A 24,814-nucleotide genomic window follows, 5' to 3' on the forward strand; every position below is an offset into this window, starting at 1 on the left:
CCGGGCGCGCCGTCTATGGTCGCCGCCATGACAAGTTCGTTACGTCTTCCTGATTCTCTGCCAATCCTCGAAGCAGGTTGGGTCTGGCTCATCGGCGCCGGTCCGGGCGATCCCGGCCTGCTGACCGTGCATGCCCTGAACGGCCTCGCCCAAGCCGACACCGTGGTTTACGACGCCCTGGTCGACGACCGGATTCTGGCGCTGGCAGCGCCGTCGGCGGAAATGATCCATGCCGGCAAACGCGGCGGCAAACCGTCGCCGAAACAGCGGGCGATCTCGAACCGGCTGGTGGATCTGGCGCGCGAAGGCCGCAAGGTCGTGCGCCTGAAGGGCGGCGACCCCTTCGTCTTCGGTCGCGGCGGCGAGGAAGCGCTGGATCTGGTCGATGCCGGCATCCCCTTCCGCGTCGTGCCCGGCGTGACCGCGGGAATCGGCGGCCTGGCCTATGCGGGCATCCCCGCGACCCATCGCGACACCAATTCCGCCGTCACCTTCGTGACCGGGCACGGCGTCACCGGCGAGGTGCCGGACGGCATCAACTGGCCGGCCCTGGCGCAGGGATCGCCGGTGCTGATCCTCTACATGGCGCTGAAGCATATGGGTGAAATCACCCGGCGCCTGATCGAGGGCGGCCGGTCGCCCGACGAACCGACGGCTTTGGTCTGCAGCGCGGCGACGGAACATCAGACCGTCGCCGTGACGACCCTGTCGCAAGCACCGGACGTCGCGAAAACGCTGGAACCGCCCGCCATTGTCGTCATCGGCGACGTGGTGCGCCTGCGCCCGGCATTGGATTGGCTGGGCGCGCTGACCGGCAAACGGCTGGAGGCCGACCCGCTCGGCAACCGGGCCGACCGGGAAGCCGTCTAGCCCGTCCCATCGTGCCGAACGTTTCAGCAAACAGTCTGTCGCCGGGCGGTCTGGTCATCGCCGCGCCGTCCAGCGGATCGGGCAAGACCCTGATCACCTTGGGCCTGCTGCGCGCCCTGACACGGCAAGGCGTCGACGCGCGCGGCATCAAGACCGGCCCCGACTATATCGACCCCGCCTTCCATCGCGCCGCCACCGGCAAGCCTTGTTACAACCTGGACCCCTGGGCGATGCAGCCGGACAGGCTCCGCGCCCTGGCGCGGACAGCCGGCAACGGCGCCGAAATCATCATCGCCGAGGGGGTCATGGGCCTGTTCGACGGGGCCGCCGACGGCACCGGATCGACCGCGGATCTGGCCGCCGCGCTGAACTGGCCGGTCGTGCTGGTGATGGATGTGATGGGCCAGTCCACGTCCGCCGCCGCGATCATCGAGGGTTTTCGCCGCTTTCGAGGCGATGTGACCATAGCCGCCGTGATCCTGAACCGGACCGGCAGCGATCGCCATGCGCGCATGATCGCGGAAGCCGCCGCGACCCTCGATACACCGCCGAAAATCCTCGGCGCGATTCCGCGCGACGCGCTTGTTTCGGTACCGTCCCGCCATCTCGGCCTGGTTCAGGCGGGTGAGCACGACGATCTGGATGCCTTGTTGGACCGTGCGGCCGATCTGGTCGAGGCCCATCTGGATCTCACCGCCCTTCGCGCGCTCGCCAAGCCGGCCGGGGAAGGTACGAGCGGCCCGGGGGCCCCCGGTTTGCCGGTTCTGGGCCAGCATATCGCCGTGGCGAGGGATCGGGCCTTCGCCTTTTGCTACGACGCCGTTCCGGCGGCCTGGCGCGCCCAAGGCGCCGATGTTTCCTTTTTCTCGCCGCTGGAAGACCAGGCGCCGCCCGGCCGGGCGGACGCGGTCTATCTGCCGGGCGGATATCCGGAATTGCATGCGGGCCGGCTCGCCGGAAACAACACTTTCCTGACCGCCTTGCGGGCCTTCGCGGCGGCAGGAAAACCGATATTCGGCGAATGCGGCGGGTATATGGTGCTGGGCGACACACTGATCGATGCGGAGGGGCAGGGCCACGCCATGGCCGGGCTGCTGCCGGTCACGACCTCCTTCGCCGCCCGGAAGCGGCATCTTGGCTATCGCCGTGCCGAGACCTTGACGGCATCGCCGCTGGGGCCGATGGGCATGCGTTTCGCCGCGCATGAATTCCACTATTCGACCGTGACCGCCGAAGGGCCGGGGGAGGCGCTTTTCGCGGCCACCGACGCACGCGGCGAAGACCTTGGCACCGCGGGCCTTGTGCGGGGATCGGTTGCCGGGTCCTTCCTGCACCTGATAGACCGGGCGCCATGACGGACCGCGCACAGCCATTCTGGAAAACCAAGACCCTTGCCGAGATGAGCGGCACGGAGTGGGAAAGCCTGTGCGACGGCTGCGGCCAATGCTGCCTGCACAAGCTGGAGGACAGCGATACGGGGGCGATCGCGATCACTGATGTCGCCTGTGCCTTCCTGGACATAGAGAAATGCCGCTGCACGGATTATTCGAACCGGGCCGTGAACGTTCCGGACTGTGTCGCCCTGTCAGCCGCCAATGTGGCCAGCCTGCACTGGATGCCGGAAAGCTGCGCCTATCGCCTGTTGGCGGAGGGCAAGGACCTGGCCGAATGGCACCCGCTGGTCAGCGGCGATCCCGACAGCGTTCACCGGGCCGGTATCTCGGTCCGCGGCAAGGCGGTGTCGGAATTATCCGTCGGCGATCTTGAAGACCATGTCACCGGATGGCTGAATGCGAACCGGGCGACCTTGGAATGGCGCCAGAAGGAAGCACGCCGGAAAAGCGCCAGCGGAGCGGACAAACCCCGCCGCGCGCGCAAACCGGATCAGAAGAGGAAACAACGATGACCGATACTTCTCCCGCCCGTTTTCGCGGCGTCCTCGTCCCGGCCTCCACGCCGTTCGCCGCCGACCTGTCGCCGGATGCCGGCCGTTTCAACGCATTCTGTTCCTGGCTGCTGGACGAAGGCGCGGATGGGCTGGCCATCTTCGGCACGACCAGTGAAGCCAATTCCGTCGGCATGGCCGACCGGATGCGCCTGACCGAGGGTCTGGTCGAGAGCGGCGTCCCGGCCGCCAAGCTTCTGCCGGGAACAGGCATGTGCGCCCTGGCCGACAGCGTCGCCATGACGAAACACGCGGTCGAACTCGGCTGCGGCGGTGTCTTGGTCCTGCCGCCCTTCTACTACAAGAACCCGAGCGACGACGGGTTGTACGCGAGCTTCGCGGAACTGATCGAGCGGGTCGGCGACAAGCGCCTTCAACTTTATCTGTATCATTTCCCGCAAATGGCGGGTGTCGGCATTCCGATGGGCGTGATCGAGCGTCTGGTGAAAGCCTATCCCGAGACCGTCGGGGGCCTGAAGGACAGTTCGGGCGACTGGTCGAACACGGAAGCCGTGATCAAGAACTTCCCCAGCCTGCACACTTTCCCCAGTTCCGAGTCGCGCGCGGTGGACGCGCTGAAGATAGGCGGGGCCGGCTGCATCAGCGCCAGCGCCAATATCAATGTCCGCGCCATCCGCGCCCTGATCGACGTATGGGACAAGCCGGAAGCGGACGCCCTGAACGAAAAGGTCTCCGCCGTGCGCGGCATCATGGAAGGCTATCCGATCATCGCCGCGGTGAAGGCTGTTCTTGCCGAATTTGGCGGGGACGAGGAATGGAACCGGGTTTCTCCGCCGCTGGTTACACTGCCGGCGGAAAAGCGGGCCGCCCTGATCTCGGCCCTGAAGGCGGAAGGGTTTTCGCTTTCCATGCCGGTCTCGAAAGCCGCCTGACGGTCCAAGGAAATTTGACGAGGAATGCACTCGCCTTCGGTGGCTGAATCCGGCTAAGTCGGGTGCATGAACCTCTTCCAATCCCTTGCCGGCCTGCATTCTGGTCGGGCCCGAACACCGCCGCCCGATCAAGATTTGGCGGTGCGGGACGGAGACTGCGTCATCCCGGTCGAGATCAGGCGGAATCCCAAGGCCCGGCGGATGACGTTGCGGCTGGATTCGCACAATGATCGGGCGGTGCTGACCGTTCCCAAGACCATCGGCATACGCCGGATGCGGGCTTTCGTCGAAGAGCACCGGGATTGGCTGATCGAGACATTCCGGGCCTTACCGCCGCGCATTCCCTTCCGCCACGGGGTCGACCTTCCGCTCCGTGACGGGACCGTAACGATTTTTCACGACCCGTCCCATCGCGGCAAATGCCGGGTCGAAGGGCAGTTGCTCTTGGTCGGCGGCGACCTTCCGCACATCCAGCGCCGGGTCCGCGACCATCTGAAGTCGGAGGCCCGGCGAGAAATCGGCGAGCAGGTCGGTATTTTGGCCGAGCGCGCCGGATTGAAGGCGGGGCGGATCACCGTCCGCGACCAGGTCAGCCGATGGGGCAGCTGCGCCGCGAACGGCAACCTGTCCTTCAACTGGCGGCTGATCTGCGCCAAGCCGGACATCCTGACCTATGTTGTGGCGCATGAGGTCGCGCATCTGCGCCATATGAACCATTCCCCGGCCTTCTGGGCGCTGACGGAGGAACTGGCCCCGGGATCCCGTCGGGCGCGGGTCTGGCTGCGCGAAAACGGCGCCGCCCTGCACCGGATCGGGTAGGGGAATGGGACCGCCCGTGAGCGCCAAGACATCCTCCCGACATTTGACCGGCAAATGGCTGCTCGCCCTGCTGACGACCCTCGTCACCTTGGGTCCGATGACGATTTCCTTCTATGTGCCCTCCATGCCCTCGATCGCGGAAAGCCTGCAGGCGCCGATCGGGGCGGTCCAGGCGACGATGACGACCTATCTGATCGGCTTCGCCCTGGCGCAATTGATTTACGGGCCCCTGTCCGACCGGTTCGGGCGGCGCCCGATCCTGACCGCCGGTCTGCTGATCTATCTGGCGGCCAGCCTGCTCTGCACCTTCGCGGCGAGCATCGAGCAATTGCAGGCGATGCGGATGCTGCAGGGATTCGGTGCCTGCTGTGGGCCGATCCTGGGCCGCGCCATCGTCCGTGACCTGTTCGAGGGGCCGGCCATGGTCCGCGCCTTTTCGATCATCGGGGCGGCGGTCGCCGTCGGTCCCGCCGTCGCGCCGATGATGGGCGGCCTGGTGCAGGAAGCCTTCGGTTGGCAGGCGAACTTCATGGTCGTCGCGATCATCGGCGGCATCGTCCTGATGCTGGTGCTGATCTTCCTGGGCGAAAGCAACCTGAACCTCAACCTGCACGCGGCCAAGCCGCGCGCGGTTTTGCGGAACTATTTCTCGCTGGTCACCAACCGGACTTTCATGGGCTATGTGCTGGTCAGCGCGCTGATCTTTTCCGGCGTATTCGCCTATCACGTCAGTTCCGCCTTCCTGTTCATCGCGGAACTGGGCCTGCGTCCGTCGCAATTCGCCCTGATCGCCCTGGTGACGGTTCCCGCTTATGTTTCAGGCAATTTCCTGAGCGGACGCCTCAGGATGCGGGGGATGAAAGGCCGCCAATTGATCGGCTGCGGGGTTACCTGCGCGCTGACCGGCGCCGCCCTGGTCGGCATCCTGGCCGACGAATTGTCGCTGGTCCGCGTGCTCGGGCCGATGCTGCTGTATTTCTTCGGTTTCGGCATGGTCCTGCCGCAGGGAATCGCGGGCGCCCTGCAGCCTTTTCCCAGGATCGCCGGCAGTGCATCCGCCAGCATGGGCTGCATCCAAATGGCCAGCGGCGCGGTTTCCAGTGTCGTGGCGGCCGGCCTGTATCACGGCGACGGCGCCCATGCGCTGGGCTGGGTCCTGCTGGCCGTGGCCATGGCGGCGGGGTTGATCTTTTTCACCATGGTGCCGGTGGAAGCCGATCCGGACGAGCTGCATCACTGATCCCGGGTACCGGATTTCCGCCAAAGCCGTCATTCGGATCTGAAGACGGCGAAAAAAGTTAACAAATTTTAATTAATTTCGCCCGACTGTGCGGCACGTCACAGACCCCCTTACCGCTCTCCCTTATCTTGGGTATCACAGAGGAAGGAGATTGGTCATGCAAACGAGGGGTATGCAGGTCATGGACACTCAGGAACTGGGGGTCCTCGGTACAGTCCGAAATCTTCTCATTGGCGCCTTGGCGGGCGTTTTCACAGGGGTTCTGGCATTCTGCTCTGAAGCTGTTTTCGGATACGCGGATATTCTGGCGACCCTGTTCTAGGACCGATCAACCACTCAGAAGCGGATCTGTTTGGAAGGTGTTGCACCGCTGAGACCGCCTTTCCGGAAACGGTGGGGACGGTCGTCTGCGGGGACGGGGGATCGCCTGCGAAACCTCGACGACACTTGGTTGCGTCTTGCCGATACCATGGGCTGGGGTGCCCGGTCGGCCGGACGCAGATATCGATCGCGGTTCCCTCCCCTAAGAAGGGAGGCACTGGACCCAAAGACGGAGAAGCCGTCTCAGCGGTGCAACACCATCCAAACAGACGATCCCGACGTAAAACCCTGACAGACCTCCCCGAAGAGGCGGTTCCCCAGAACAGACCTCCCCTGGTCGCTCCGTCCGGATAGGCTCCCCAGCCTAGACGGACGGAGAACTAATTCGTAACCGGCGCCGCGTCGCGCAGGACATGGCTGTGGTCGGCGGCATAAAGGCGGCTGTCCTCGAAGTCCGACTGGTCCAGCACCCGGCCGACCAGGATCAGCGCAGTGCGGGTGATGCCCGATTTCTTCACCTTGTCCCGGATATCGGCAAGCGTGCCGCGGATGATTTCCTGATCCGGCCAGGTCACGCGATAAGCGACCACGACCGGACAGTCGGCGCCGTAGAGCGGCGTCAATTCCTTTACCACCTTGGCCAGATTGTTGACCGACAGATGGATCGCCAGGGTCGCGCCGCTTTTGCCCAATGTCGTCAGATCCTCGCCGTCCGGCATGGCCGAGGCCCGGACCGCGGTGCGGGTCAGGATCACCGACTGCGCGATGCCGGGCAGGGTGAATTCGGTCTTCAGTTCGGCCGCCGCGGCCGCGTAGGCCGAAACGCCGGGCGTGATATCGAAATCGATGCCCATCGCCTCGAGCCGCCGGATCTGTTCAGCGATCGCGCCGTAAAGCGACGGGTCGCCGGAATGGACGCGGGCGACGTCATGGCCCTGCTCATGGGCCGCGGCGATTTCCGCGATGATCTCATCCAGATGCATCGGCGCGGTATCGATGACGCGCGCGCCTTCCGGCACTTCCGCCACCACCGCTTCCGGCACCAGGGACCCGGCGTAGAGACAGACCGGACAGGATTGAATGAGCTTCAGGCCGCGGACCGTGATCAAGTCGGGCGCGCCGGGCCCGGCGCCGATGAAATGAACGGTCATTGGTGGATGCCTCCCGCCGTTTTCGATGTGTCATTCTTCTGGGCGTAACCGCGCGGCGTGTAAATGCGCTTGCCGTGCGGAAGATCGAGTAGGCGGCTTTCCGAATTGCCGATCACGACCAGCGACAGCATGTCGACCGTTTCCGGCTCGAATTCAGCAAGGGTCGTGACCGTCACCGATTCGCCGGGCCGGCCCAGGTTGCGGGCGATGGCGACCGGGGTCGTCCCGGGCCGTGCGGTCAGCAGCACCTCCCGCGCTTCGCCCAACAGGGTGCGGCGGCGCAGACTCTGCGGGTTGTAAAACGCGACGACGAAATCGCCCACCGCCGCGGCGCTCAGTCTTTGCCGGATCACCTCCCGCGGGGTCAGCAGGTCGGACAGTGAAATCAGACAGAAATCATGGCCCATCGGCGCGCCGAGCCGGGCCGCCGCGGCCTGGAAGGCGGAAATGCCGGGCACCACGGTAACCCGAACGCCGCGGATCGCCCGGTCCTGCGCCGCTTCCACCTGCTCGTAGACCAGGGTGGCCAGCGCATAGATACCGGGATCGCCGGAACAGACCAACGCGACCGTCTTGCCTTCCGCCGCCAGGGTCAGCGCCTTCAGGGCCCGGCCCGTTTCATCGCCCAGCGGCGACCGGTGCTGTTCCTTGCCCGCGATCAGGTCGGCGCAGAGATCAAGATAAAGGTCATAGCCAACCACCTCCTGCGACGCCCGCAAGGCGGCGACCGCCTCCGGCGTGCGCCAGGAAAGCTGTCCCGGACCGATTCCCAACACGAAGAGCCGGCCGCCCGTCCTGCCCGCCGTGCCCTCAACGGCTTTTTCGGCCTTGGCGATCGCGACCGTGACCCGGCCGAGCCGGACCTTGGGCACGATCAAATCCGATTGCGGCCCGGCAAGCGCCAGCGCCGCGCCTTCGGCCACGCCATGGCAGCCGGTTTCCTTGAAGACGATGTCGGACGGGTTGGCGAGGCGCGGGGCTTCCGCCTCCAGCGCCTGAACCGTCATGAAGCGCGGCTCCAGCCCCAAATGATCCGCCGCGGCAAGGACCGCGGGTTCATCCGCCTTGATGTCGATCGACCCGATGGCGGCGACCGAGGCCGCGGCGAGGCCGTTCTCGGTCAGGACGCGCCGGACGGCGTCGGCCCCTTCTTCCGCAGGTACGCCGCGTTCCGCGCCGACGCCCACTGCCAGGACCGGCGGGTGCAGGACCAGCGAATCGGATCCGCTTCGGTCCGCGCGCTCGGTGACCAGAACGTTTTCAGAGCCTTCATCCGCGAAGCGATCGGGGTCGAGCCAAGCGACATCGCCGGCTTCGACCGTCAAACCGACGGAATCACCCGCCAACAAGGCGGCGGTTACCGGTTTCACGCGGTCAGGATTGTCCACGACCCATCCCGCCGGCGGATCATCGAGCGCCGGGCCCGCGCGCAGATCGCCCGCCGTGGTGATCGCCGCATGGCCGCCGAGTGCGTCCGCGATCCGCTGCGACAGGGTATTGGCCCCATGATGGCCGCCCAGCAGCGGCACCGCGCTGGACCCGTCTTCCGCGACCGCGACGACCGCGGGCTCGGCATGCTTGTCCGCCAACAGCGGCGCGATGAAACGGATGAGGATACCCGCGGCGCAGAAGCCGACGATCGGCGTGCCTTGCTGAAACAGGTCGCGGATCAGCGCGCCGGTATCGTGGAAATCCCGGTCTGCGTCGGCAACACGGGCCGAACGGCCATAGAGGACGCAATCGGGCAGGGCTTGCTGCAGCCGGCGGGCGGTCTTCGCGCCTTCGGCGGTAAGGGCGATCAGGGCCGTCATGACAATGCCCGACCCGCCGCGACCGACGTCTCCTCCGGCTTGCGCCAGGCATCGCCACGGCGATGCGCCAGGATCATCGAGAAATAGGGGACCGCACCGGCGGCGGCGTCCCGCAAGGGAAGAATCATCTGCTTTTCCATCGTCGCGTGCTGGATGTAGAGGGCGCTGTCGGCCATGCCTTCGGCTTCCAGCAGCCGTAGCACCTTGTCGAAATGACGGCCAACCTTGATGAAGGCCGCGGCATCGGCCGCTTTCAACCGCCGGGCGAGGTCCTCCTCCGGCAGCGGGGCCGGCAGAATCGTCAGCACGTCGTTGCGGGAAGCCAGCGGCGCGCCGGTCATCGCGGCCGAGGCCATCAAGCTGGATACACCGGGGATTACTTCGACCCGGTGGGCCTCCGTCATCCGGGCGAAGAGATACATGAAACTGCCGTAGAAGAAGGGGTCGCCCTCGCACAGCACAGCCACGTCGCGGCCCGCCTTCAAATGTTCGGCAATCTGATCGGCAGCGGCATCATAGACCTGCTCGGCCGGGAACCGCGCCTCCACCATCGGCATGCGGATGGGGATTTCGATGGCGGCTGCCGGCAGATGCGGTGCGGCGATCCGCCGGGCCAGCGACTCGCCTTCCAGCGGCGCGGGCCAGGCAACGACCGGCACCCGCTGCAGCAGTTTCATCGCCTTGACCGTGATCAGGTCCGGATCCCCCGGACCGACCCCGACGCCATAGAGCGTACCTTCCGCCATGCCGTTCACCCCCCGAAAGACTTGCGGATGGACAGCTGCGTCACCGGCATCAGCGGCCGCCAGCCGTGATAGGGCCCGACCGCGTCCAGGCGCGAGACGGCAATCCGGACCATTTCGCCGCCGACACGGTCGCGGAACTGGGCCAACCGCGTTTCGCTTTCCAGCGTCACCGCATTCGCGACCAAGCACCCGCCCGGGGCAAGAGCCGCCCAGCAATATTCAAGCAGGCCTTCCGCACTCGTTCCGCCGCCGATGAAAACAGCTTCCGGGGCGGGCAGTCCGTCCAGCGCATCCGGCGCGCGGCCGGCGACAAGGCGCAGATCGGGCACGCCCAGCACGGCCGCGTTGCGCGCGGCGCGATCCCGCCGTTCCGCATCCGGCTCGATCCCGATGGCGCGGCCGCCGGCCCGCATCCACTCGATGGCGATGGACCCGTTTCCGGTTCCGACATCCCAGAGCAGGGCGCCCGGCCGCGGTCCCAGAACAGCCAATGTCGCGGCCCGGACCTCCCGTTTTGTCAGCTGCCCGTCATGCAAAAATGACTCGTCCGGCAACCCCGGCACCGCGGCCAGGGGAAGAGTGTCCTTCGCAGCGACACATGAAATCGCGACCGTATTCAGGTCACGGACCTGCCGATTACCCCATTTTTCCGCGATTTCAGTGGTTTGCGCCTCATCCGGGCCGCCCATATGTTCGAACACCGTCAGTTCGGACGGGCCGTATCCGCGTTCCACCAGCAACGCAGCCAAAGCGGCAGGCGTCGATCCATCCTCGGACAGGATCAACAGCTTCGCGCCGGGCTGCAGATGACGGGAGACGAGGTCGAGCGGACGGCCATGAACGGTCAGCCTGGTGACCTGCTCCAGCGGCCAACCGAGCCGCGCCGCGGCCAGAGTGAAAGCCCCGGGGGCGGGGATGACGGTCAGCGCCTGGCGCCCGAATTCCCGACCCAGCGTGACGCCGATGCCGTAGCTCATCGGGTCGCCTGTCGCCAGGACACAGACCTTCTTTCCTGCCAGCAGGCGGATATCGGCGATGGTGTCACGCAGCGGCGAGCGCCAGGTCATTCGCCGGGCGGAATGAGATTTTGGGACCATGGCGAGGTGTCTTTCGCCGCCGATCAGGACCTCTGCTCCGTCGACCAAGGCCCGCACGGCCGGCGGCAGGACATCCAATCCGTCCTCGCCCAAACCGATGACTGAAATCCAGGGGGTCGCCGTCATTCCGCGCCTCCACCGGCCGACGAAACCGACAGCCCGTTGACCGCCGCCGCGGCGAGGGCGCTGCCGCCGTCCCGGCCGGGCAAGGTGATGAAGGGAATGCCGAGACCCGCTTCCATCAAGGCTTGTTTCGATTCCGACGCGCCGACGAATCCGACGGGAAAGGCAAGGATGACGGCGGGACGTGGCCAGCCTTCCCGAAGTCGTTCCAGCAAATGGAAAAGCGCCGTCGGTGCATTGCCGATGGCGACAACCGCACCGTCCAGATCGTCCCGCCACAACTCCACCGCGGCGGCGGACCGCGTGGTGCCGAGTTGTTTCGCATGTCCCGGCACAGACGCCTCATTCAACCGGCAGAGGACAGCGTTATCCGCCGGCAACAGCGACCGTGTGACCCCGCGCGCGACCATTTCCGCATCGGCCAGGATCGGCGCCCCGGCCCGAAGCGCGGCGCAACCCGCTTCGGCCAGAACGCCTTCCCAACGCAACTGATCCGCGATTTCCGGACGGGCGCAGGCATGAACCAGCCTTTCGACCATCGGGTGCAGTGCCGACGGGAAGCGCGAAAGATCCACCGCCGCGCGCACCTGGGCGAAGGATTCAGCGTAAATCGCCTTGGGATCGCGGATATAGTCGTAGTGCCCGGTCATCACGGGAACGCCCCCAGCCTCAACCATCAACCGCCCGTCTTGTCCGCCTGCATCGATTTGGGACCGAGAGGATGGTCCGCATGTGGATAGGGGTGGTGGTGATGGTCGTGCCCATGGCCATCTCCGTGCCCGTGCCCGTGACTGTGATCGTGGCTGTGGCCATGGTGGTGATGGTGGCCGTGCCCATGCTCATGCCCGTGATCATGGTCCGCCGCGCCGGTCCCGATTCCTTCCACGTGGTGGTGGTGGCTTTCCTGCGGCAGCCCAACCTCCGCCTCGAAACCGAGGACCTGCGAGCGGTATTTGCACATCTGGCAGTTCATGGTGTTGCTGCCGTCGAGGATTTCCCAAAGCCGCTCCTCGAAAGTATCGAACACTTTCGGATGGTCGTTGAGATAGGGCGCCTTGATGAATTCCACGTCCGGATGGCGCGCCGCGACTTTGTCCGTGTAACTGAATATCCGGTCGACCAGAATGCCGGTGAACAGGAAATAGGGGAACACGACGATCCGCTTGTAGCCCAGCTTTACCGCATGTTCGAGGCCGGGTTCGACCAGCGGGAAGGTGACGCCGGAATAGCAGGTTTCGGCCCAGCCGAAGCCCATGCCTTCCCACAGCATGCGGGTCACCTTGGCGACGTTGGAATTGGCGTCGGGATCCGACGCGCCGCGGCCGACCACCACCAGCATGGTATCGTGGCGGGAGACGTCGCCGCCTGCCTGTTTGAGCGCTTCCTCGACCCGATCGCCGGCGGCCTGCAACATCTTCAGGTCGACGGCCAGTTCACGGCCATAGTCGATCTTCATGCCGGGATTCTGCGCGGCATAGGTGTTGAGGACGGAAGGGATGTCGTTCTTGGCATGGCCCGCAGCGAAGAGCATGCCGGGCACCGCAAGCACCCGGGTGCAGCCCTGATCGCGCAGCTTGTCCAGCCCGTCGCGGATAATCGGCGTCGCGAATTCCAGGAAACCGTATTCCACCGGGTGATGGGGGAAACGCGCCTTCATCGCGGCGCCGACCTGTTCGAATTCGCGCACGGCGTCGACGCTGCGGCTGCCGTGGCCGCAGATCATGATGCCGAGCTTCTCGCCCGGTTGTTCGGGAAAACGGTGATTGGAAGCCGCTGCGGTGTCGCCGCGACCGGTCGTCGTCTCAGACATATTTGCCCCTGTCCTGTCTGCGGGTGCTCATACCCTAAAATGTTCCGGACGAATTTGCCCCCACCCGGTCGGGTCCTCATGGGGTCTGTGTCTAACAGGCCTTATCCGGCCCGTCAGCCCGATTTGCGACAGGGGATGTCCGGGAAGCGGACAGGGTGGACAGGATCAAGGTCGGGGCGCGTGTTTGTTCAGGATACGCTGCAGGGTCCGGCGATGCATTTTCAACCGCCGTGCGGTTTCGGACACGTTGCGGCCGCATTGCTCATAGACGCGCTGGATATGTTCCCAGCGCACCCGGTCCGCCGACATCGGGTCTTCCGGCGGCGGCGGCAGAGGTTCTTCCGCGGTGTTCAGCAGGGCCTTCACAATCTGATCCGCATCCGCCGGTTTCGGCAGATAGTCGACCGCCCCCGCCTTTATTGCGGTCACCGCGTTGGCGATGTTCCCATAGCCGGTCAGCATCACGATCCGGGCGTCCGGCCGGGCCTCGGCCAGGGATTCGACAACGCTCATCCCATTGCCGTCTTCCAGCCGCAGGTCGACCAGGGCATAGGCCGGCGGCTGGTCGGCGATCATGCTCATCGCCTCTTCAACTCCTTCGGCGTCGCGGACCTGAAATCCGTGCTGCTCCATCGCTCGAACCAGACGCGTCCGCAGGGGGCGGTCATCGTCCACGATCAGCAATGTCTTGTCGGTACCGGCCGGTCCGGAGCGGACCATCGTCGTCTCTTGCATCAGTTCACTCGGTTCTTGTCGTTCTTGTCCTGCTGGGCCACGTCCAATTCGGATCTGGACCAAACGACGTCGACGCAGGCGCCGCCCGTCTTCACATTGCTATACGCCGTTTCGGCGCCAATCCGATCAAGCAAAGTCTGGGCGATGAAAATACCAAGGCCCATATGACCGGACTTACCCGCCCTTGTCGAGAGATAGGGCTCACCCAGGGAATCGATCATCCAGCCCGCGAAACCCGGCCCGTCGTCGAGAACCCGGAGACGTACTTCCTCGTCAGACCAATACAGGGACAGTTCCACCGTCGATTTGGCGAACTGCCCCGCATTCTGCACGTAATTCCCGATTCCCTGCAGGAATTCGGGGCTTCGCATGACCACCGGCTCGGCCCCCGAGGAGGCGTCGTCCACCGTCAGTTTGAAGGTCACACCATCCGGTAGATGGTCACGGGCCGCTTCCTCGGCAAGGTTCGTCAGCGGCAGGCTGTCGAAAGGCTGTCCGCCCCTGCGTTCCGGCGTGCGCGAGAGGGAGGCCAAAATATCGCGGCAGCGGTCGGCTTGGCTCTTCAGCAGGTCGACATCCTCGCGCAGCGGGCTGTCGGGCGGGACGTCGCGCGCCAGGTCGGAGGAAACCAGCGCAATTGTGTTCAGCGGCGAGCCCAATTCGTGTGCAGCGGCGGCGGCGAGCGTGCCCAGCGCCGACATATGACGTTCCCGGGCCAATGCCGCTTCCGCTTCGGCCAGGGCGGCATCCCGGCCACGGGACTCGTCGGCCACCGACCAGACATAGCCCGCCGTGAACAGGATCAGCACCGCCAGGGAGGCCCACAGGCCGAACACATAGGTCAACGGCAGGGCCGAGAAGGTTCCCTGCCATGGCAGCGGCAGAAAGTAGAAACCCACGAAGGTCGTGCAGAACAGCGCCAGGATGGTCAGCGCGACCGTGGTGCGCCGTGACAGGATCGTCGCCGCCACCGTCACCGGCACCGCGATCAGCACCGCGAAGGGATTGGTCAGGCCGCCCGTCAGGTAAATCAGGGCCGAGACCTGGAAAAGGTCGAAGCCCAGCAGCAAGGCCGCGTGATAATCGGTCAGGCGCACCGACCGTCCGCTGCGCGCAGAAAGCCAGAGATTGGAGAGAGCGAGCGCCGCTATCACGATGAGGCATTCCATCACCGGCAGCGGGAATTCCAAAACGCCGGAAACCAGCCAAACCGTGGCGAGCTGACCGATCACTGCGACCCAGCGGATCAGCGCCAGAGTCCGCCCCTGGACGCCGGGAAGCCGCCGGGCCCGGCTGGCATGGCGGGCGAGCTGGCGCGGCTTCAGGTGTTTCGGCGGCCGGAGTCGGGCCGATGCGGGTTCTGCCGTTTGGTCCATGGTTTCAAATCACCAGTGTCTTGATGCCCGCGCAAGCAAATTGCGGGTCGCCTTTACGCGATTCGCCCTATATCCCAGAAGACGATACGCCCCATAACCCAGATCAGACCCCTCGAGGATCGGCCCTTCAAGGATAAGACCGTGGACCAGACCGTTTCCATCGGCAGCGATGACCCGTCTGCCTCCCAATCCGCCATGGCCGATGCCGCGCCCGGGACGGCGGTCGAGGTTTCGCATCTGACGAAACGCTTCGAGACCGTGACCGCGGTCGACGATGTCGGTTTCACCGTTCCGCGCGGCGAGACGGTCGCACTGCTGGGCGGGAACGGGGCGGGCAAGACGACGACGCTTTCCATGCTGCTGGGCCTGTTGCTGCCGACATCCGGATCGGTCCGCATTTTCGGCCATGACATCGCGACGGAACGTCGCGAAATCGTCCATCGGATCAACTTCACCTCGCCCTATGTCGATTTGCCGATGCGGCTGACCGTTCGGGAGAACCTGACCGTTTATGCCCGGCTGTATGGCTTGCGGGACGTGAAGGGACGGATCGCGGAACTGGCCGAGGATCTCGACCTCGGCGACTATCTGAACCGTCCGGTCAAGAAGCTCAGCGCCGGGCAGAAGACGCGCGTGGGCCTCGCCAAAGCGATGCTGAACTGGCCCGAATTGCTGATGCTGGACGAGCCGACCGCGAGCCTTGACCCCGATACCGGCGATTGGGTTCGCACCTATCTGGAACGCTATCAGGCGGAAACCGGCGCCGCGATCCTGCTGGCCAGCCACAACATGGCCGAGGTCGAGCGCCTGGCGCGGAACGTCTTGATGATGAAGGCGGGCAGGATCGTCGATACCGGCCCGCCGCGCGCCCTGATCGAACGTTACGGGCGCAAGAATCTGGAGGAGGTTTTCCTGGATATTGCCCGCGGCACCAGGCAGGGCGGCGGTGAAGGAGGGCAGGGACATGGCTCTTAACCCGGCGATCGAACGGCCCAAACCCAGCGCCTTCAGCCCGCGCCGGATCGGCGCGCTGGTCCTGCGCTATGTCTATATCCTGCGCGGGTCCTGGCCGCGGTTGATCGAACTGGCCTATTGGCCGCTGGTTCAGCTGGTGATCTGGGGGTTCCTGTCCAATTTCCTGCGCGAGCAGACCTCCTGGGTGGCCCAGGCCGCCGGCGTTCTGGTTTCCGCGGTCCTGTTGTGGGACGTCTTCTTCCGCGGGCAGATCGGGTTTTCCGTTTCCTTCATGGAGGAAATGTATTCCCGCAACCTGGCCAGCCTTTTCGTGACGCCGTTGCGGCCGCTTGAATTCGTGGCCGCGCTGATCTCGATCAGCCTGCTGCGCGTGACGATCGGCGCGCTCCCGGCTGCGCTTCTGGCGATTCCAATGTTCGACGTGTCGATCTTCGATCTCGGCCTGCCGCTTTTCGCCTTTTTCGCCAATCTGATGATCATGTCCTGGGCGCTGGGCCTGTTCACCATCTCGCTGCTTCTGCGGGCCGGGCTGGGGGCGGAGAACTTCGCCTGGTTCATCATCTTCCTGCTGGCGCCGGTCGCCTGCGTCTACTACCCGGTCACGACCCTGCCGGACTGGTTGCAATGGGTCGCCTGGTCGATGCCCATGGTTTATGTCTTCGAAGGCATGCGCCACGTCCTGTTCGAAGGAACCTTCCGGGCCGATCTGTTCCTGGGCGCCTGCGCCCTCAATCTGGTTTATTTTGGCATCGGAACATTGACGTTCCTGTGGTCCTTCCGCGTTGCGCGCGACAAGGGCCAACTGCTGCAGATCGGGGAATAGCCTTGGATTCTAGGCGTCGCTGACGCCGGCTTCCGCGAAGGTCGCCATGCCGGCATGGCAGGCCGCCGCCGACTTCACGATACCCAGGGCCACTGCCGCGCCCGACCCTTCGCCGAGGCGCATGTTCAGGTTCAGCAACGGTTCCTTGCCGAGCTTTTCCAGTAGCTTCACATGCGCCGGCTCGGCCGAGAGATGGCCGACGACGCAATGGTCGAGCGCGCCGGACAGAGATGCTTCCAGAATGGCGGCGGCGGCGGTGCAGGTATAACCGTCCAACAACACCGGCACCCGGCCGACACGTGCGGCGATCACCGCGCCGACAATCGCAGCCAGCTCGAACCCGCCGACGCAGCGCAGCACTTCGAACGGGTCGGTCATGGCGGCTTTGTTGGTTTCGACCGCCTGCGTCACCGCGTCGACCTTGGCGGCCAGCGCATCGCCCTCGACCCCGGTGCCGGGCCCGACCCAGTCACGGGCGTCCCCGCCATAAAGGGCATGACAGACCGCCGCGGCCGCGGTGGTATTGCCGATCCCCATTTCGCCGAGGCAGATGATGTTCACGCCTTCCTCGACCGCCATCATCCCATAGGCCAGCGCGGTCGCGCATTCCGCATCCGTCATTGCCGGGCCTTCGGTGAAATCCTTGGTCGGGTGTTCCAAGGCCATTTCATAGACCCGCAATTCCGCGTCATGCACCAGGCACAACTGGTTCACCGCGGCGCCGCCATGCTGAAAATTGGCGACCATCTGCTGGGTCACTTCGACCGGAAAGGCGGAAACCGGCTTGGCCTTCGCCACACCGTGATTGGCGGCGAAGACGGCGACGCGCGGCCGGTCGACCTTCGGCGGCGCCTTGCCCTGCCAGGCCGCCAGCCACTCGGCCAGCTCCTCCAACCGGCCCAGAGCACCGGGCGGTTTGGTCAATTGGCCATCGCGTTCCCGCGCCGCTAGAACCGCCTTTTCATCCGGTCCGGGAAAGACCTTCAGCAGGTCCCGGATTTCCTGAAGGGAAGCTTGCGGCTGGGGATCGGTCATAGTCGAACTCCGGATCGGGTCGGGAAAGGCGGGTCGGCAATTGAACGCGGTGGGGCAGCTTACTGTTGGCAGCCGCCCCGGAAGCGCTTAGACGCTATCACCATGACGGACAAGCCCGAAGAGACAAGCGCCGCCCGCGTTTTTGCGCCGATTTCCGATATCCGCGCGGCGCTCACCTTCCTGACGCGCCTGCCGGTCGGCGGGCCGCATCGGGCCGTGTCCGCATGTGCCTGGGCCTTCCCGATCGCAGGCCTGGCCGTCGGGCTGGCCGGCGGCGCGGTCTTCTGGCTGGCCGGCTGGGCGGGTCTTTCGCCCTGGATCGCCGCCTTTTTAACCCTTTTCACCACGGCAATCGTCACTGGGGCGCTGCATGAAGATGGTTTGGCCGATGCCGCCGACGGGCTTGGCGCGGGCGGAACGGTGGAGCGCAAACTGGAAATCATGCGCGACAGTCGCATCGGCGGCTACGGCGCGTTGGCCCTGATGCTGGCGACAGGGCTGAAGGCCGCTGCCATCGCCGCCTTTCCGTCCGGCCTGCCGGGCGCCGCGGCGATCGTCGCGATCCATATCCTGTCCCGCGCGGTTCTGCCCGGGGTGATGGCCTGGTTGCGCCCGGCCTCGGCCAGTGGGGTCGCCGCCAGCGTGGGACGGCCGGCTTGGGCCGGCGCCTTGATTGCCATCCTTCTGGGCGCTGTCGGCCCGCTGTTCCTGATCGGCCCTTGCGCCGCGGCGGTCGCAGTTGCCGCCGCGCTGGGCATGGCGGCATTGGGCGGCCTTGTGCTATTGCGATCGCTGGGGGGATATAACGGCGACACCATCGGCCTGCTTGAACAGCTCACTGAAATCGCCATCATGTTGGCGCTGCTGATCGCGGCGGCATCCTTCGACATCTTCATTCAATCGGGAGCGCTATCGTGGCCGACACTGTAGACACGGGAATCGTGGAAACACGCTGGTGGTGGGTTCGTCACGCCCCCGTAACGGCCAATAACGGTCGCATTTACGGGCAGCAGGACATGCCCTGTGACACCGATGACGCCCATGCCTTCGCGGGGCTGGCGAAACTGTTGCCGGAAGATGCCGTGCTGGTCACCTCCAACCTGATGCGCACGCATCAGACGGCGGATGCCATCCGCGCCGCGGGCCTGACCCTGCCCGAACGGATCGAGATCGAAGCGCTGAAGGAACAGAGCTTCGGCGACTGGCAGGGCATGACCTATGAGGAATTCGGCTTCGACGGCAAACTCGGCAGCGGCGCGCGCTACTGGCTGGCGCCGGCCTATCAGAGGGCCCCCAACGGGGAGAGCTTCACGGATCTGATCGCCCGGGTCGTGCCGGCGGTTCTGGACCTCACAGAACGCCATGCCGGGCGCGACATCGTCGCCGTCACCCATGGCGGGACGATCCGCGCCGCCCTGTGTTACGCGCTGAACCTGGACCCGGAAAGCGCGCTTCGCTTCTCCACCGCCAATCTGTCGGTCACGCGGCTTGATTGCGTCGACACCGATGATGGGCGGCATTGGCGGATCGGCTTCGCGAACCGCGACCCGCGGGAGCGTCATCCCGAGCGACAATCCGGTCGGATCTAGGATCCGTGGCAGGGGAGGTCACCTTCGTCATCGGCGGGGCGCGGTCCGGCAAGACCCGTCACGGCTTGTCGATCTGCGAGGCCCTGCACGCCGAGCACGGCCTGGCGCCGGTCTATGTCGCGACCGCCCAGGCCTTCGACGGGGAAATGGAGGAACGCATTGCGCTCCACAAGGCGGAACGCGGCCCCGGGTGGCGGACCGTGGAGGCGCCACGGGACCTCGCCGGGGCAATTCGTCGCGAATCCGGGCCGGGCGCTTGCCTTCTGGTCGATTGCCTGACGTTATGGCTCACCAATCTGATGTTGGGGGACGACAGGACCGATCTCGACGCCGCCAGGCAAGAACTGGTCGCGGCGCTGGGCGAGGCCCAAGGGCCGGTTGTGGTCATTAGCAACGAAGTGGGGCTGGGCATCGTGCCCGAGAACGCCCTGGCGCGCCGTTTCCGGGACGAGGCGGGGCGCACCAATCAAACGATCGCAGCCGCCGCCGACCGGGTTGTCCTGGTCGTCGCCGGACTGCCACTCACCCTAAAAGGGTCATAAAGACATGTGACCCTTGCGGGGCAAAGGTTATGGACCCGACCCGAGGGTTTGGCGAAAGGTGAGCAATCATGGCGCGCAGGATTCCAGCAACGATCATTTCCGGCTTTCTCGGCGCGGGTAAAACCACGCTGATCCGCCATGTGATCGAGAATGCGAAAGGCAAGCGACTTGCCTTCCTGATCAACGAATTCGGCGACCTCGGCATCGACCGGGACATGCTGCTGGGCTGCGGCCTGGAAGGCTGCACCGATGACGACATCATGGAACTGGCCAATGGCTGCATCTGCTGCACCGTGGCGGACGATTTCCTGCCGACCATGGAAAAGCTGCTCGACCGCCCGGAAAAGCCCGACCATATCGTGATCGAAACATCCGGGCTGGCCTTGCCGAAACCGCTGGTGAAGGCCTTCAACTGGCCGGAAATCAAGGCGCAGGTCACGGTCGACGGCGTCGTCACCGTGGTCGATGCCAAGGCCCTGGCCGACGGCCGTTTCGCCGATGACGAAGACGCCGTGCAGCAGCAGCGCGAAGCGGACGAGGCACTGGACCACGACAATCCGCTGGAAGAGGTTTTCGACGACCAGCTTTTCTGTGCCGATATCGTCGTCCTCAACAAGATGGACCTGCTGGACGCGGCCGAGGCGGACAAGGTCGAAGCGGAACTGAAGGAACGCCTGCGCCCCGGCGTGCATCTGGTCCGGTCGCATCAGGCCGGCGTCGACCCCGAGGTGCTGATGGGCTTGGAAAAGTCGGCGGAAGACGATCTCGACTCCCGTCCGTCCCACCATGACGGCGCGGACGACCACGACCACGACGATTTCCACAGTTTCGTGTTGAACCTGGCCTCGGTCGAAGACCCCGTGGCGCTGGAAATGACCTTGAAATCCTTGATCGAGCATTTTGACATCCTGCGCATCAAAGGCTTCCTGGACCGGCCGGGACTGCCGCGACGGGAAGTGCTGCAAGCCGCCGGCCCGCGCGTGCAGCGCTATTTCGACCGGCCCTGGGGAGCGGGGGAGAACCGGCGGTCCGAACTGGTCGTCATCGGCCTGCATACGATTGACGAAGCAGCCATCCGCGCCCATCTCGCCGACTGGAGCGTCGCGGAGGCGGCGGAGTAGCCGGCGTCATTTTCGCGAAAAGGCTTATTGTCAAAGTCTTTGGACAATTTCAGATATTGCTGATATAAGCGAGACCATCATGTCGATATCCAGTGTTTCAGCTTCTGTTTCCTCGGCGCGGGCGGATATTCCGCTCTCCGCGGCGCAGCGCAACGCCTTGAACTCCTTGAAACAGGTCGAGGGGGCCTTGGCGGTTACCACCCAACGTCTGGCCACGAACAGCACCGGACCGGGACAAATCGTTAATATCGTTACTTGATGCGAAACCAGAACGGTTTTTATCGATCTATTTCAAAATGATATAGAGACTCCCTAAAGCGATTTGTCTTTATGATTTGTTAAGGATTACCGGATAGGGTTACGACATGAGTGATATTTCCAGCCTTTCCGGAGCTACCCAGACCTCCTTCCTGCGTGCCAGCGCGGCGTCCAGTTCGTCCGCGGCCACGGTGCAGGGCGGGGCTGGCGACACGTCCTCTCAACGCCTGGAAGCGCGTGAACAGCGCCAACAGGAAGCGTTGACGACCGGCACGCAGTCCAACGCGACCGCTTCCGGCGGGCGTGGACAAGTCGTCGATTTCTACGCCTGATTCCGGCCCCATTTCCAAATAGCCTGATCCGCTAATCACGAACGCGGCGCTTGGCCGCGCCGATAACCGTGTGCACGCCTTGAAATGGTCAGGGCGCGGTGTCACATCGGTGACATACGAATCGTTCCTGCTTGCAGGGAAAACCGAACAGCGCGACAGTGGGCCATGGCCTTGAGACAGACCGGTTCCGATCAGACGGCCCCCAATTCGGTCCCCCTCCAAGCGGCGGATGGCAGCGGTCTCGTTCGCGCCATCCTAGGCCCCACAAACACCGGCAAGACCTTCCTGGCGATGGACCGCATGCTGGCCTATCCCACCGGGATGATCGGCTTTCCCCTGCGTCTGCTGGCCCGGGAAAACTACGACAAGGTCGTGCGGGAAAAGGGTGTCGGCGCCGTCGCGCTGGTCACCGGGGAAGAAAAGATCATTCCGCCCAATCCGCGCTGGTGGATCTGCACCGTCGAATCCATGCCGCTGGAACGGAATGTCGAGTTCCTGGCCATCGACGAAATCCAACTCTGCGCCGATCCGGATCGCGGGCATGTCTTTACCGACCGGCTGTTGCATGCGCGCGGCCGGTCCGAGACCATGTTCATGGGGTCGGACACCGCGGCGGGGCTGATCCGGCAGCTGGTGCCAGATGTTCATATCGAAAGCCGGCCCCGTTTCTCGACCCTGCAGCATACCGGCCAGACCAAGCTGACCCGTCTGCCGCGGCGCAGCGCCATCGTCGCCTTCTCGGTCGACGAGGTCTACGGCATCGCCGAACTGGTCCGGCGGCAGCGGGGCGGCACCGCGGTCGTTCTGGGCGCGTTGAGCCCCCGGACACGCAACGCCCAGGTCGCCATGTATCAGGCCGGCGAAGTGGATTATCTGGTCGCGACCGACGCAATCGGCATGGGCCTGAACATGGATGTGAACCATGTCGCCTTCGCCCGCCTGCGGAAATTCGACGGCCACAGGCTGCGCATGCTGGATGCGCCGGAAGTGGGCCAGATCGCCGGGCGCGCCGGGCGGCACCTCAACGACGGCACTTTCGGCGTCACCAACAACCAGCCGCCGATCGACGACGAGATCGTCGCCGCGGTCGAGGCGCACCAGTATCAGCCGCTGACAAAACTTTACTGGCGGAACCGCAAACTCGATTTCCGCTCGCCCAAGGCGCTGTTGAAGAGCCTGTATCACGAACCGCCGCATCCACAATTGGTCCGCGTCCGCGACGGCGAGGATCAGATCGCGCTGGCCGCCCTGGTCCGGGACGAGGATGTGGTCGACCGCGCGGCCACAAGGGACAAGGTTCACTTGCTGTGGGATGTCTGCCAGATCCCGGATTTCCGGCAGGTGACGCCGGATCATCACGCCGAATTGCTTGGCCAGGTCTTCCTGAAACTGACCGACGGCGACGGGCTGCTTTCCAACGATTGGCTGGACTCGCAATTCAGCCGCCTCGACCGGGTCGACGGCGATATCGACACCATTACGACGCGAATCGCCCATATCCGCACCATGGCCTATATCGCCCATCGCGGCGCCTGGCTGCGCGACGCCGCGGGCTGGCAGGCCCGGGCGCGGGAAATCGAGGACCGTCTGTCCGACACCCTGCACGAACGGCTGATCCATCGTTTCGTCGACAAGCGGGCCAGCGTCCTGACCCGCAAGGACGGCGATGCCAAGGATCTGCTGGCCGGTGTGCGCCAGAACGGCGAGGTCGTGGTGGAAGGCCATGTCATCGGCCATATCGAAGGGTTCCGCTTCATCCCACACGAAGCTGCTGACGCGCGCGAAGCGCAGGTCCTGATGGCCGCGGCGGAAAGGGTGCTACGCGATCACGCCTTCGGCTATGTGCAGGATTTCGAAACCGCGGACGACCAGACCCTGGCGCTCGACACCGACCGGACCGTCCATTGGAACGGAAAGCCGGTAGGCCGGCTGGGCAAAGGACCGACGCCCTGGCAGCCGACCGTCGCCGTCTATACCGGCTTCGTTCAGGATACCGGATTGCAACGCCGGATCGAGGCAAGGGTGAACGGGTGGCTCGACCGTCATATCGCGCGCCGGCTCGGCCCGTTGTTCAAACTGCGGGAGGCGGGTTTCTCAGGCTCCGCCAAGGGATTGTGCTTCCACCTGCTGGAAGGGCTGGGAAGCTGCCGCGCCGGCGAAGCCGCCCAGCAGATCAAGCATCTGTCGCCGCAGGACCGCAAGGAACTGGCGCGGCATGACGTTCGATTCGGCACCGATTCCGTCTTCCTGAATGGCTTGCTGAAGCCGGGGCCGTTGCGCACGCGTACCGCCCTGTGGTCGGCCTGGGCCGGTAAACCCGCCCCCTTGGCGGCGACCGGCAAGGCGACCAGCCTGCCGACCGATTGTGACCGATCCACCGGCCTGTCGGGTGAGGACTGGTCAATGCTTGGCTATCGCCATGCGGGGCCGTCGGCACTGCGCGTCGACCGGTTCGAACGCGCGATGGCGGAAATCCGGAAGCGCGCCCGGGAGGGCGGCATTAAACCGGACGAGACGCTGGCCAGGACCTGCGACTGCAGCGAGGCGGCCCTGCCGGACCTGTTGCGCGCAGTCGGCTGCAGCCCGGTGAAGGGCGAGGACGGCGCACTGTTCCGAATCCGAAACAAGAAGGCCAGCGCCGCGCGCGGCCCGAAAACCCAGGCCAGAAAGGCGGCCGGCAAAGGACAGAAAAAAGTTAAATCACAGGGGCAGAAGCCCAGAAAACCGGCGAAGCTGCCGGACCCGAATTCCCCTTTCGCAGCACTTCAGGGATTATTCGCCTCACCATGACCGACACATCCGCCGAGAAGCAGCGTATCGACAAGTGGCTCTGGCATGCCCGGTTCTTCAAGACGCGAACGCTCGCGGCCAAGGTGGTGGAAGGCGGGCATTGCCGGATCAACCGGGAACATGTCCGGAAACCTGGCCACGGGGTCAAACAGGGCGATGTCCTGACCTTCGCCCAGGGCCGCGACATCAGGGTGATCGAAGTGACCGGGTTCGGGGCGCGGCGCGGTCCCCCGGCGGAAGCACGGACGCTGTACAAGGATCTCGACCCGCCGCCGGTTCGCCAGGCGGAACCGGAACAGCCGGGTCAGCCGGAACCCGCCGTTCCGCAACGGGACAAGGGCGCCGGCCGGCCGACCAAACGGGATCGGCGCCAGATGGAAAAAGTACATGGATTATAGAGTGAAGGTGTTTC

At 65.0% G+C, this 24,814-nt stretch carries 26 protein-coding genes; 17 read left to right on the forward strand and 9 right to left on the reverse strand.

The window, feature by feature from the left end:
* Window positions 1-27: 27 nt before the first annotated feature.
* The 7 genes from cobA to ACQK2G_RS20810 all read left to right on the forward strand — a co-directional run bounded on the left by cobA (window position 28) and on the right by ACQK2G_RS20810 (window position 6,089).
* A complete protein-coding gene (gene cobA / locus ACQK2G_RS20780) occupies window positions 28-870 on the forward strand; it encodes a uroporphyrinogen-III C-methyltransferase (RefSeq protein ID WP_425406948.1) in 843 nt (280 codons plus the stop codon).
* 11 nt (window positions 871-881) lie between these two features.
* Complete coding sequence (locus ACQK2G_RS20785) at window positions 882-2,225, forward strand: cobyrinate a,c-diamide synthase (protein WP_425406949.1); 1,344 nt, start codon at window positions 882-884, stop codon at window positions 2,223-2,225.
* Window positions 2,222-2,776: a YcgN family cysteine cluster protein gene (locus ACQK2G_RS20790; RefSeq protein ID WP_425406950.1), complete on the forward strand. Its 555-nt coding sequence runs from the start codon at window positions 2,222-2,224 to the stop codon at window positions 2,774-2,776. Before ACQK2G_RS20785 ends, ACQK2G_RS20790 begins: the two co-directional genes overlap by 4 nt.
* Window positions 2,773-3,708, forward strand: coding sequence for a dihydrodipicolinate synthase family protein (locus tag ACQK2G_RS20795; protein WP_425406951.1), 936 nt, complete (start codon window positions 2,773-2,775; stop codon window positions 3,706-3,708). The genes ACQK2G_RS20790 and ACQK2G_RS20795 overlap by 4 nt, the downstream gene beginning before the upstream one ends.
* A gap of 66 nt (window positions 3,709-3,774) precedes the next feature.
* On the forward strand, window positions 3,775-4,527 hold the full coding sequence (locus ACQK2G_RS20800; protein WP_425406952.1) for a M48 family metallopeptidase: 753 nt from the start codon (window positions 3,775-3,777) through the stop codon (window positions 4,525-4,527).
* 16 nt (window positions 4,528-4,543) lie between these two features.
* The gene (locus ACQK2G_RS20805; protein WP_425406953.1) at window positions 4,544-5,767 is read left to right on the forward strand and encodes a multidrug effflux MFS transporter; all 1,224 of its coding nucleotides are present in this window, start codon (window positions 4,544-4,546) and stop codon (window positions 5,765-5,767) included.
* Window positions 5,768-5,924: 157 nt separating this feature from the next.
* Complete coding sequence (locus ACQK2G_RS20810; RefSeq protein WP_425406954.1) at window positions 5,925-6,089, forward strand: hypothetical protein; 165 nt, start codon at window positions 5,925-5,927, stop codon at window positions 6,087-6,089.
* 379 nt (window positions 6,090-6,468) lie between these two features.
* On the opposite strand, the gene cobM is transcribed toward ACQK2G_RS20810, so the two are convergent.
* The 8 genes from cobM to ACQK2G_RS20850 form a co-directional block, all read right to left on the reverse strand.
* Window positions 6,469-7,239, reverse strand: a complete 771-nt coding sequence (cobM, locus tag ACQK2G_RS20815; RefSeq protein WP_425406955.1) for a precorrin-4 C(11)-methyltransferase — start codon at window positions 7,237-7,239, stop codon at window positions 6,469-6,471.
* Window positions 7,236-9,050: a precorrin-3B C(17)-methyltransferase gene (gene cobJ, locus ACQK2G_RS20820; RefSeq protein WP_425406956.1), complete on the reverse strand. Its 1,815-nt coding sequence runs from the start codon at window positions 9,048-9,050 to the stop codon at window positions 7,236-7,238. Before cobJ ends, cobM begins: the two co-directional genes overlap by 4 nt.
* Complete coding sequence (cobI, locus tag ACQK2G_RS20825; RefSeq protein ID WP_425406957.1) at window positions 9,047-9,796, reverse strand: precorrin-2 C(20)-methyltransferase; 750 nt, start codon at window positions 9,794-9,796, stop codon at window positions 9,047-9,049. The genes cobJ and cobI overlap by 4 nt, the downstream gene beginning before the upstream one ends.
* Window positions 9,797-9,801: 5 nt before the next feature.
* Entirely contained in the window at window positions 9,802-11,019 is a 1,218-nt protein-coding gene (gene cbiE / locus ACQK2G_RS20830) for a precorrin-6y C5,15-methyltransferase (decarboxylating) subunit CbiE (protein WP_425406958.1), read from the reverse strand.
* Window positions 11,016-11,693, reverse strand: a complete 678-nt coding sequence (locus ACQK2G_RS20835) for a precorrin-8X methylmutase (RefSeq protein ID WP_425406959.1) — start codon at window positions 11,691-11,693, stop codon at window positions 11,016-11,018. Before ACQK2G_RS20835 ends, cbiE begins: the two co-directional genes overlap by 4 nt.
* Complete coding sequence (locus ACQK2G_RS20840) at window positions 11,693-12,826, reverse strand: sirohydrochlorin chelatase (protein WP_425406960.1); 1,134 nt, start codon at window positions 12,824-12,826, stop codon at window positions 11,693-11,695. The genes ACQK2G_RS20835 and ACQK2G_RS20840 overlap by 1 nt, the downstream gene beginning before the upstream one ends.
* A 165-nt stretch (window positions 12,827-12,991) precedes the next feature.
* Complete coding sequence (locus tag ACQK2G_RS20845; RefSeq protein ID WP_425406961.1) at window positions 12,992-13,561, reverse strand: ActR/PrrA/RegA family redox response regulator transcription factor; 570 nt, start codon at window positions 13,559-13,561, stop codon at window positions 12,992-12,994.
* Window positions 13,561-14,937 (reverse strand): ActS/PrrB/RegB family redox-sensitive histidine kinase, encoded by a 1,377-nt coding sequence (locus ACQK2G_RS20850; protein WP_425406962.1) that lies wholly within the window; start codon window positions 14,935-14,937, stop codon window positions 13,561-13,563. Before ACQK2G_RS20850 ends, ACQK2G_RS20845 begins: the two co-directional genes overlap by 1 nt.
* Window positions 14,938-15,132: 195 nt before the next feature.
* Between ACQK2G_RS20850 and ACQK2G_RS20855 the strand changes: the two genes are divergently transcribed.
* Both ACQK2G_RS20855 and ACQK2G_RS20860 read left to right on the forward strand, forming a co-directional pair.
* Window positions 15,133-15,912, forward strand: a complete 780-nt coding sequence (locus ACQK2G_RS20855) for an ABC transporter ATP-binding protein (RefSeq protein WP_425407682.1) — start codon at window positions 15,133-15,135, stop codon at window positions 15,910-15,912.
* Window positions 15,902-16,735 carry an ABC transporter permease gene (locus tag ACQK2G_RS20860; protein WP_425406963.1) on the forward strand — a complete coding sequence of 278 codons (834 nt, stop codon included), beginning with the start codon at window positions 15,902-15,904 and terminating at the stop codon, window positions 16,733-16,735. Before ACQK2G_RS20855 ends, ACQK2G_RS20860 begins: the two co-directional genes overlap by 11 nt.
* Window positions 16,736-16,744: 9 nt before the next feature.
* Here the strand turns inward: ACQK2G_RS20860 and cobT are convergent, their stop codons facing one another.
* Window positions 16,745-17,770: a nicotinate-nucleotide--dimethylbenzimidazole phosphoribosyltransferase gene (gene cobT, locus ACQK2G_RS20865; RefSeq protein WP_425406964.1), complete on the reverse strand. Its 1,026-nt coding sequence runs from the start codon at window positions 17,768-17,770 to the stop codon at window positions 16,745-16,747.
* Between the two features lie 102 nt (window positions 17,771-17,872).
* Between cobT and ACQK2G_RS20870 the strand changes: the two genes are divergently transcribed.
* The 8 genes from ACQK2G_RS20870 to ACQK2G_RS20905 all read left to right on the forward strand — a co-directional run bounded on the left by ACQK2G_RS20870 (window position 17,873) and on the right by ACQK2G_RS20905 (window position 24,800).
* Window positions 17,873-18,700 (forward strand): adenosylcobinamide-GDP ribazoletransferase, encoded by an 828-nt coding sequence (locus tag ACQK2G_RS20870; RefSeq protein ID WP_425406965.1) that lies wholly within the window; start codon window positions 17,873-17,875, stop codon window positions 18,698-18,700.
* Window positions 18,685-19,359, forward strand: a complete 675-nt coding sequence (locus ACQK2G_RS20875) for a histidine phosphatase family protein (RefSeq protein ID WP_425406966.1) — start codon at window positions 18,685-18,687, stop codon at window positions 19,357-19,359. The genes ACQK2G_RS20870 and ACQK2G_RS20875 overlap by 16 nt, the downstream gene beginning before the upstream one ends.
* 5 nt (window positions 19,360-19,364) lie before the next feature.
* On the forward strand, window positions 19,365-19,901 hold the full coding sequence (cobU, locus tag ACQK2G_RS20880) for a bifunctional adenosylcobinamide kinase/adenosylcobinamide-phosphate guanylyltransferase (protein WP_425406967.1): 537 nt from the start codon (window positions 19,365-19,367) through the stop codon (window positions 19,899-19,901).
* A gap of 68 nt (window positions 19,902-19,969) precedes the next feature.
* Window positions 19,970-21,022: a cobalamin biosynthesis protein CobW gene (gene cobW / locus ACQK2G_RS20885; RefSeq protein ID WP_425406968.1), complete on the forward strand. Its 1,053-nt coding sequence runs from the start codon at window positions 19,970-19,972 to the stop codon at window positions 21,020-21,022.
* Window positions 21,023-21,101: 79 nt separating this feature from the next.
* The gene (locus tag ACQK2G_RS20890; RefSeq protein WP_425406969.1) at window positions 21,102-21,281 is read left to right on the forward strand and encodes a hypothetical protein; all 180 of its coding nucleotides are present in this window, start codon (window positions 21,102-21,104) and stop codon (window positions 21,279-21,281) included.
* A gap of 106 nt (window positions 21,282-21,387) precedes the next feature.
* Window positions 21,388-21,612, forward strand: a complete 225-nt coding sequence (locus tag ACQK2G_RS20895; protein WP_425406970.1) for a hypothetical protein — start codon at window positions 21,388-21,390, stop codon at window positions 21,610-21,612.
* Window positions 21,613-21,777: 165 nt separating this feature from the next.
* Window positions 21,778-24,402: a helicase-related protein gene (locus tag ACQK2G_RS20900; RefSeq protein WP_425406971.1), complete on the forward strand. Its 2,625-nt coding sequence runs from the start codon at window positions 21,778-21,780 to the stop codon at window positions 24,400-24,402.
* Complete coding sequence (locus ACQK2G_RS20905; protein ID WP_425406972.1) at window positions 24,399-24,800, forward strand: RNA-binding S4 domain-containing protein; 402 nt, start codon at window positions 24,399-24,401, stop codon at window positions 24,798-24,800. Before ACQK2G_RS20900 ends, ACQK2G_RS20905 begins: the two co-directional genes overlap by 4 nt.
* Window positions 24,801-24,814 lie beyond the last annotated feature (14 nt).

It is taken from the genome of Hwanghaeella sp. (assembly GCF_965227365.1).
Classification (GTDB): Bacteria; Pseudomonadota; Alphaproteobacteria; order UBA8366; family Aestuariispiraceae; genus Hwanghaeella.

Coding starts and splice junctions, on each gene's coding strand:
- cobI (WP_425406957.1), bottom strand. CDS start 9,796: ATGGCGGAAGGTACGCTCTATGGCGTCGGGGTCGGTCCGGGGGATCCG.
- ACQK2G_RS20870 (WP_425406965.1), top strand. CDS start 17,873: ATGACGGACAAGCCCGAAGAGACAAGCGCCGCCCGCGTTTTTGCGCCG.
- cobJ (WP_425406956.1), bottom strand. CDS start 9,050: ATGACGGCCCTGATCGCCCTTACCGCCGAAGGCGCGAAGACCGCCCGC.
- ACQK2G_RS20850 (WP_425406962.1), bottom strand. CDS start 14,937: ATGGACCAAACGGCAGAACCCGCATCGGCCCGACTCCGGCCGCCGAAA.
- cobA (WP_425406948.1), top strand. CDS start 28: ATGACAAGTTCGTTACGTCTTCCTGATTCTCTGCCAATCCTCGAAGCA.
- ACQK2G_RS20800 (WP_425406952.1), top strand. CDS start 3,775: ATGAACCTCTTCCAATCCCTTGCCGGCCTGCATTCTGGTCGGGCCCGA.
- cobW (WP_425406968.1), top strand. CDS start 19,970: ATGGCGCGCAGGATTCCAGCAACGATCATTTCCGGCTTTCTCGGCGCG.
- ACQK2G_RS20835 (WP_425406959.1), bottom strand. CDS start 11,693: ATGGTTGAGGCTGGGGGCGTTCCCGTGATGACCGGGCACTACGACTAT.
- ACQK2G_RS20790 (WP_425406950.1), top strand. CDS start 2,222: ATGACGGACCGCGCACAGCCATTCTGGAAAACCAAGACCCTTGCCGAG.
- ACQK2G_RS20905 (WP_425406972.1), top strand. CDS start 24,399: ATGACCGACACATCCGCCGAGAAGCAGCGTATCGACAAGTGGCTCTGG.
- ACQK2G_RS20795 (WP_425406951.1), top strand. CDS start 2,773: ATGACCGATACTTCTCCCGCCCGTTTTCGCGGCGTCCTCGTCCCGGCC.
- cobT (WP_425406964.1), bottom strand. CDS start 17,770: ATGACCGATCCCCAGCCGCAAGCTTCCCTTCAGGAAATCCGGGACCTG.
- ACQK2G_RS20900 (WP_425406971.1), top strand. CDS start 21,778: ATGGCCTTGAGACAGACCGGTTCCGATCAGACGGCCCCCAATTCGGTC.
- cobM (WP_425406955.1), bottom strand. CDS start 7,239: ATGACCGTTCATTTCATCGGCGCCGGGCCCGGCGCGCCCGACTTGATC.
- ACQK2G_RS20855 (WP_425407682.1), top strand. CDS start 15,133: ATGGCCGATGCCGCGCCCGGGACGGCGGTCGAGGTTTCGCATCTGACG.
- ACQK2G_RS20860 (WP_425406963.1), top strand. CDS start 15,902: ATGGCTCTTAACCCGGCGATCGAACGGCCCAAACCCAGCGCCTTCAGC.
- ACQK2G_RS20845 (WP_425406961.1), bottom strand. CDS start 13,561: ATGCAAGAGACGACGATGGTCCGCTCCGGACCGGCCGGTACCGACAAG.
- ACQK2G_RS20810 (WP_425406954.1), top strand. CDS start 5,925: ATGCAAACGAGGGGTATGCAGGTCATGGACACTCAGGAACTGGGGGTC.
- cbiE (WP_425406958.1), bottom strand. CDS start 11,019: ATGACGGCGACCCCCTGGATTTCAGTCATCGGTTTGGGCGAGGACGGA.
- ACQK2G_RS20895 (WP_425406970.1), top strand. CDS start 21,388: ATGAGTGATATTTCCAGCCTTTCCGGAGCTACCCAGACCTCCTTCCTG.
- ACQK2G_RS20890 (WP_425406969.1), top strand. CDS start 21,102: ATGTCGATATCCAGTGTTTCAGCTTCTGTTTCCTCGGCGCGGGCGGAT.
- ACQK2G_RS20840 (WP_425406960.1), bottom strand. CDS start 12,826: ATGTCTGAGACGACGACCGGTCGCGGCGACACCGCAGCGGCTTCCAAT.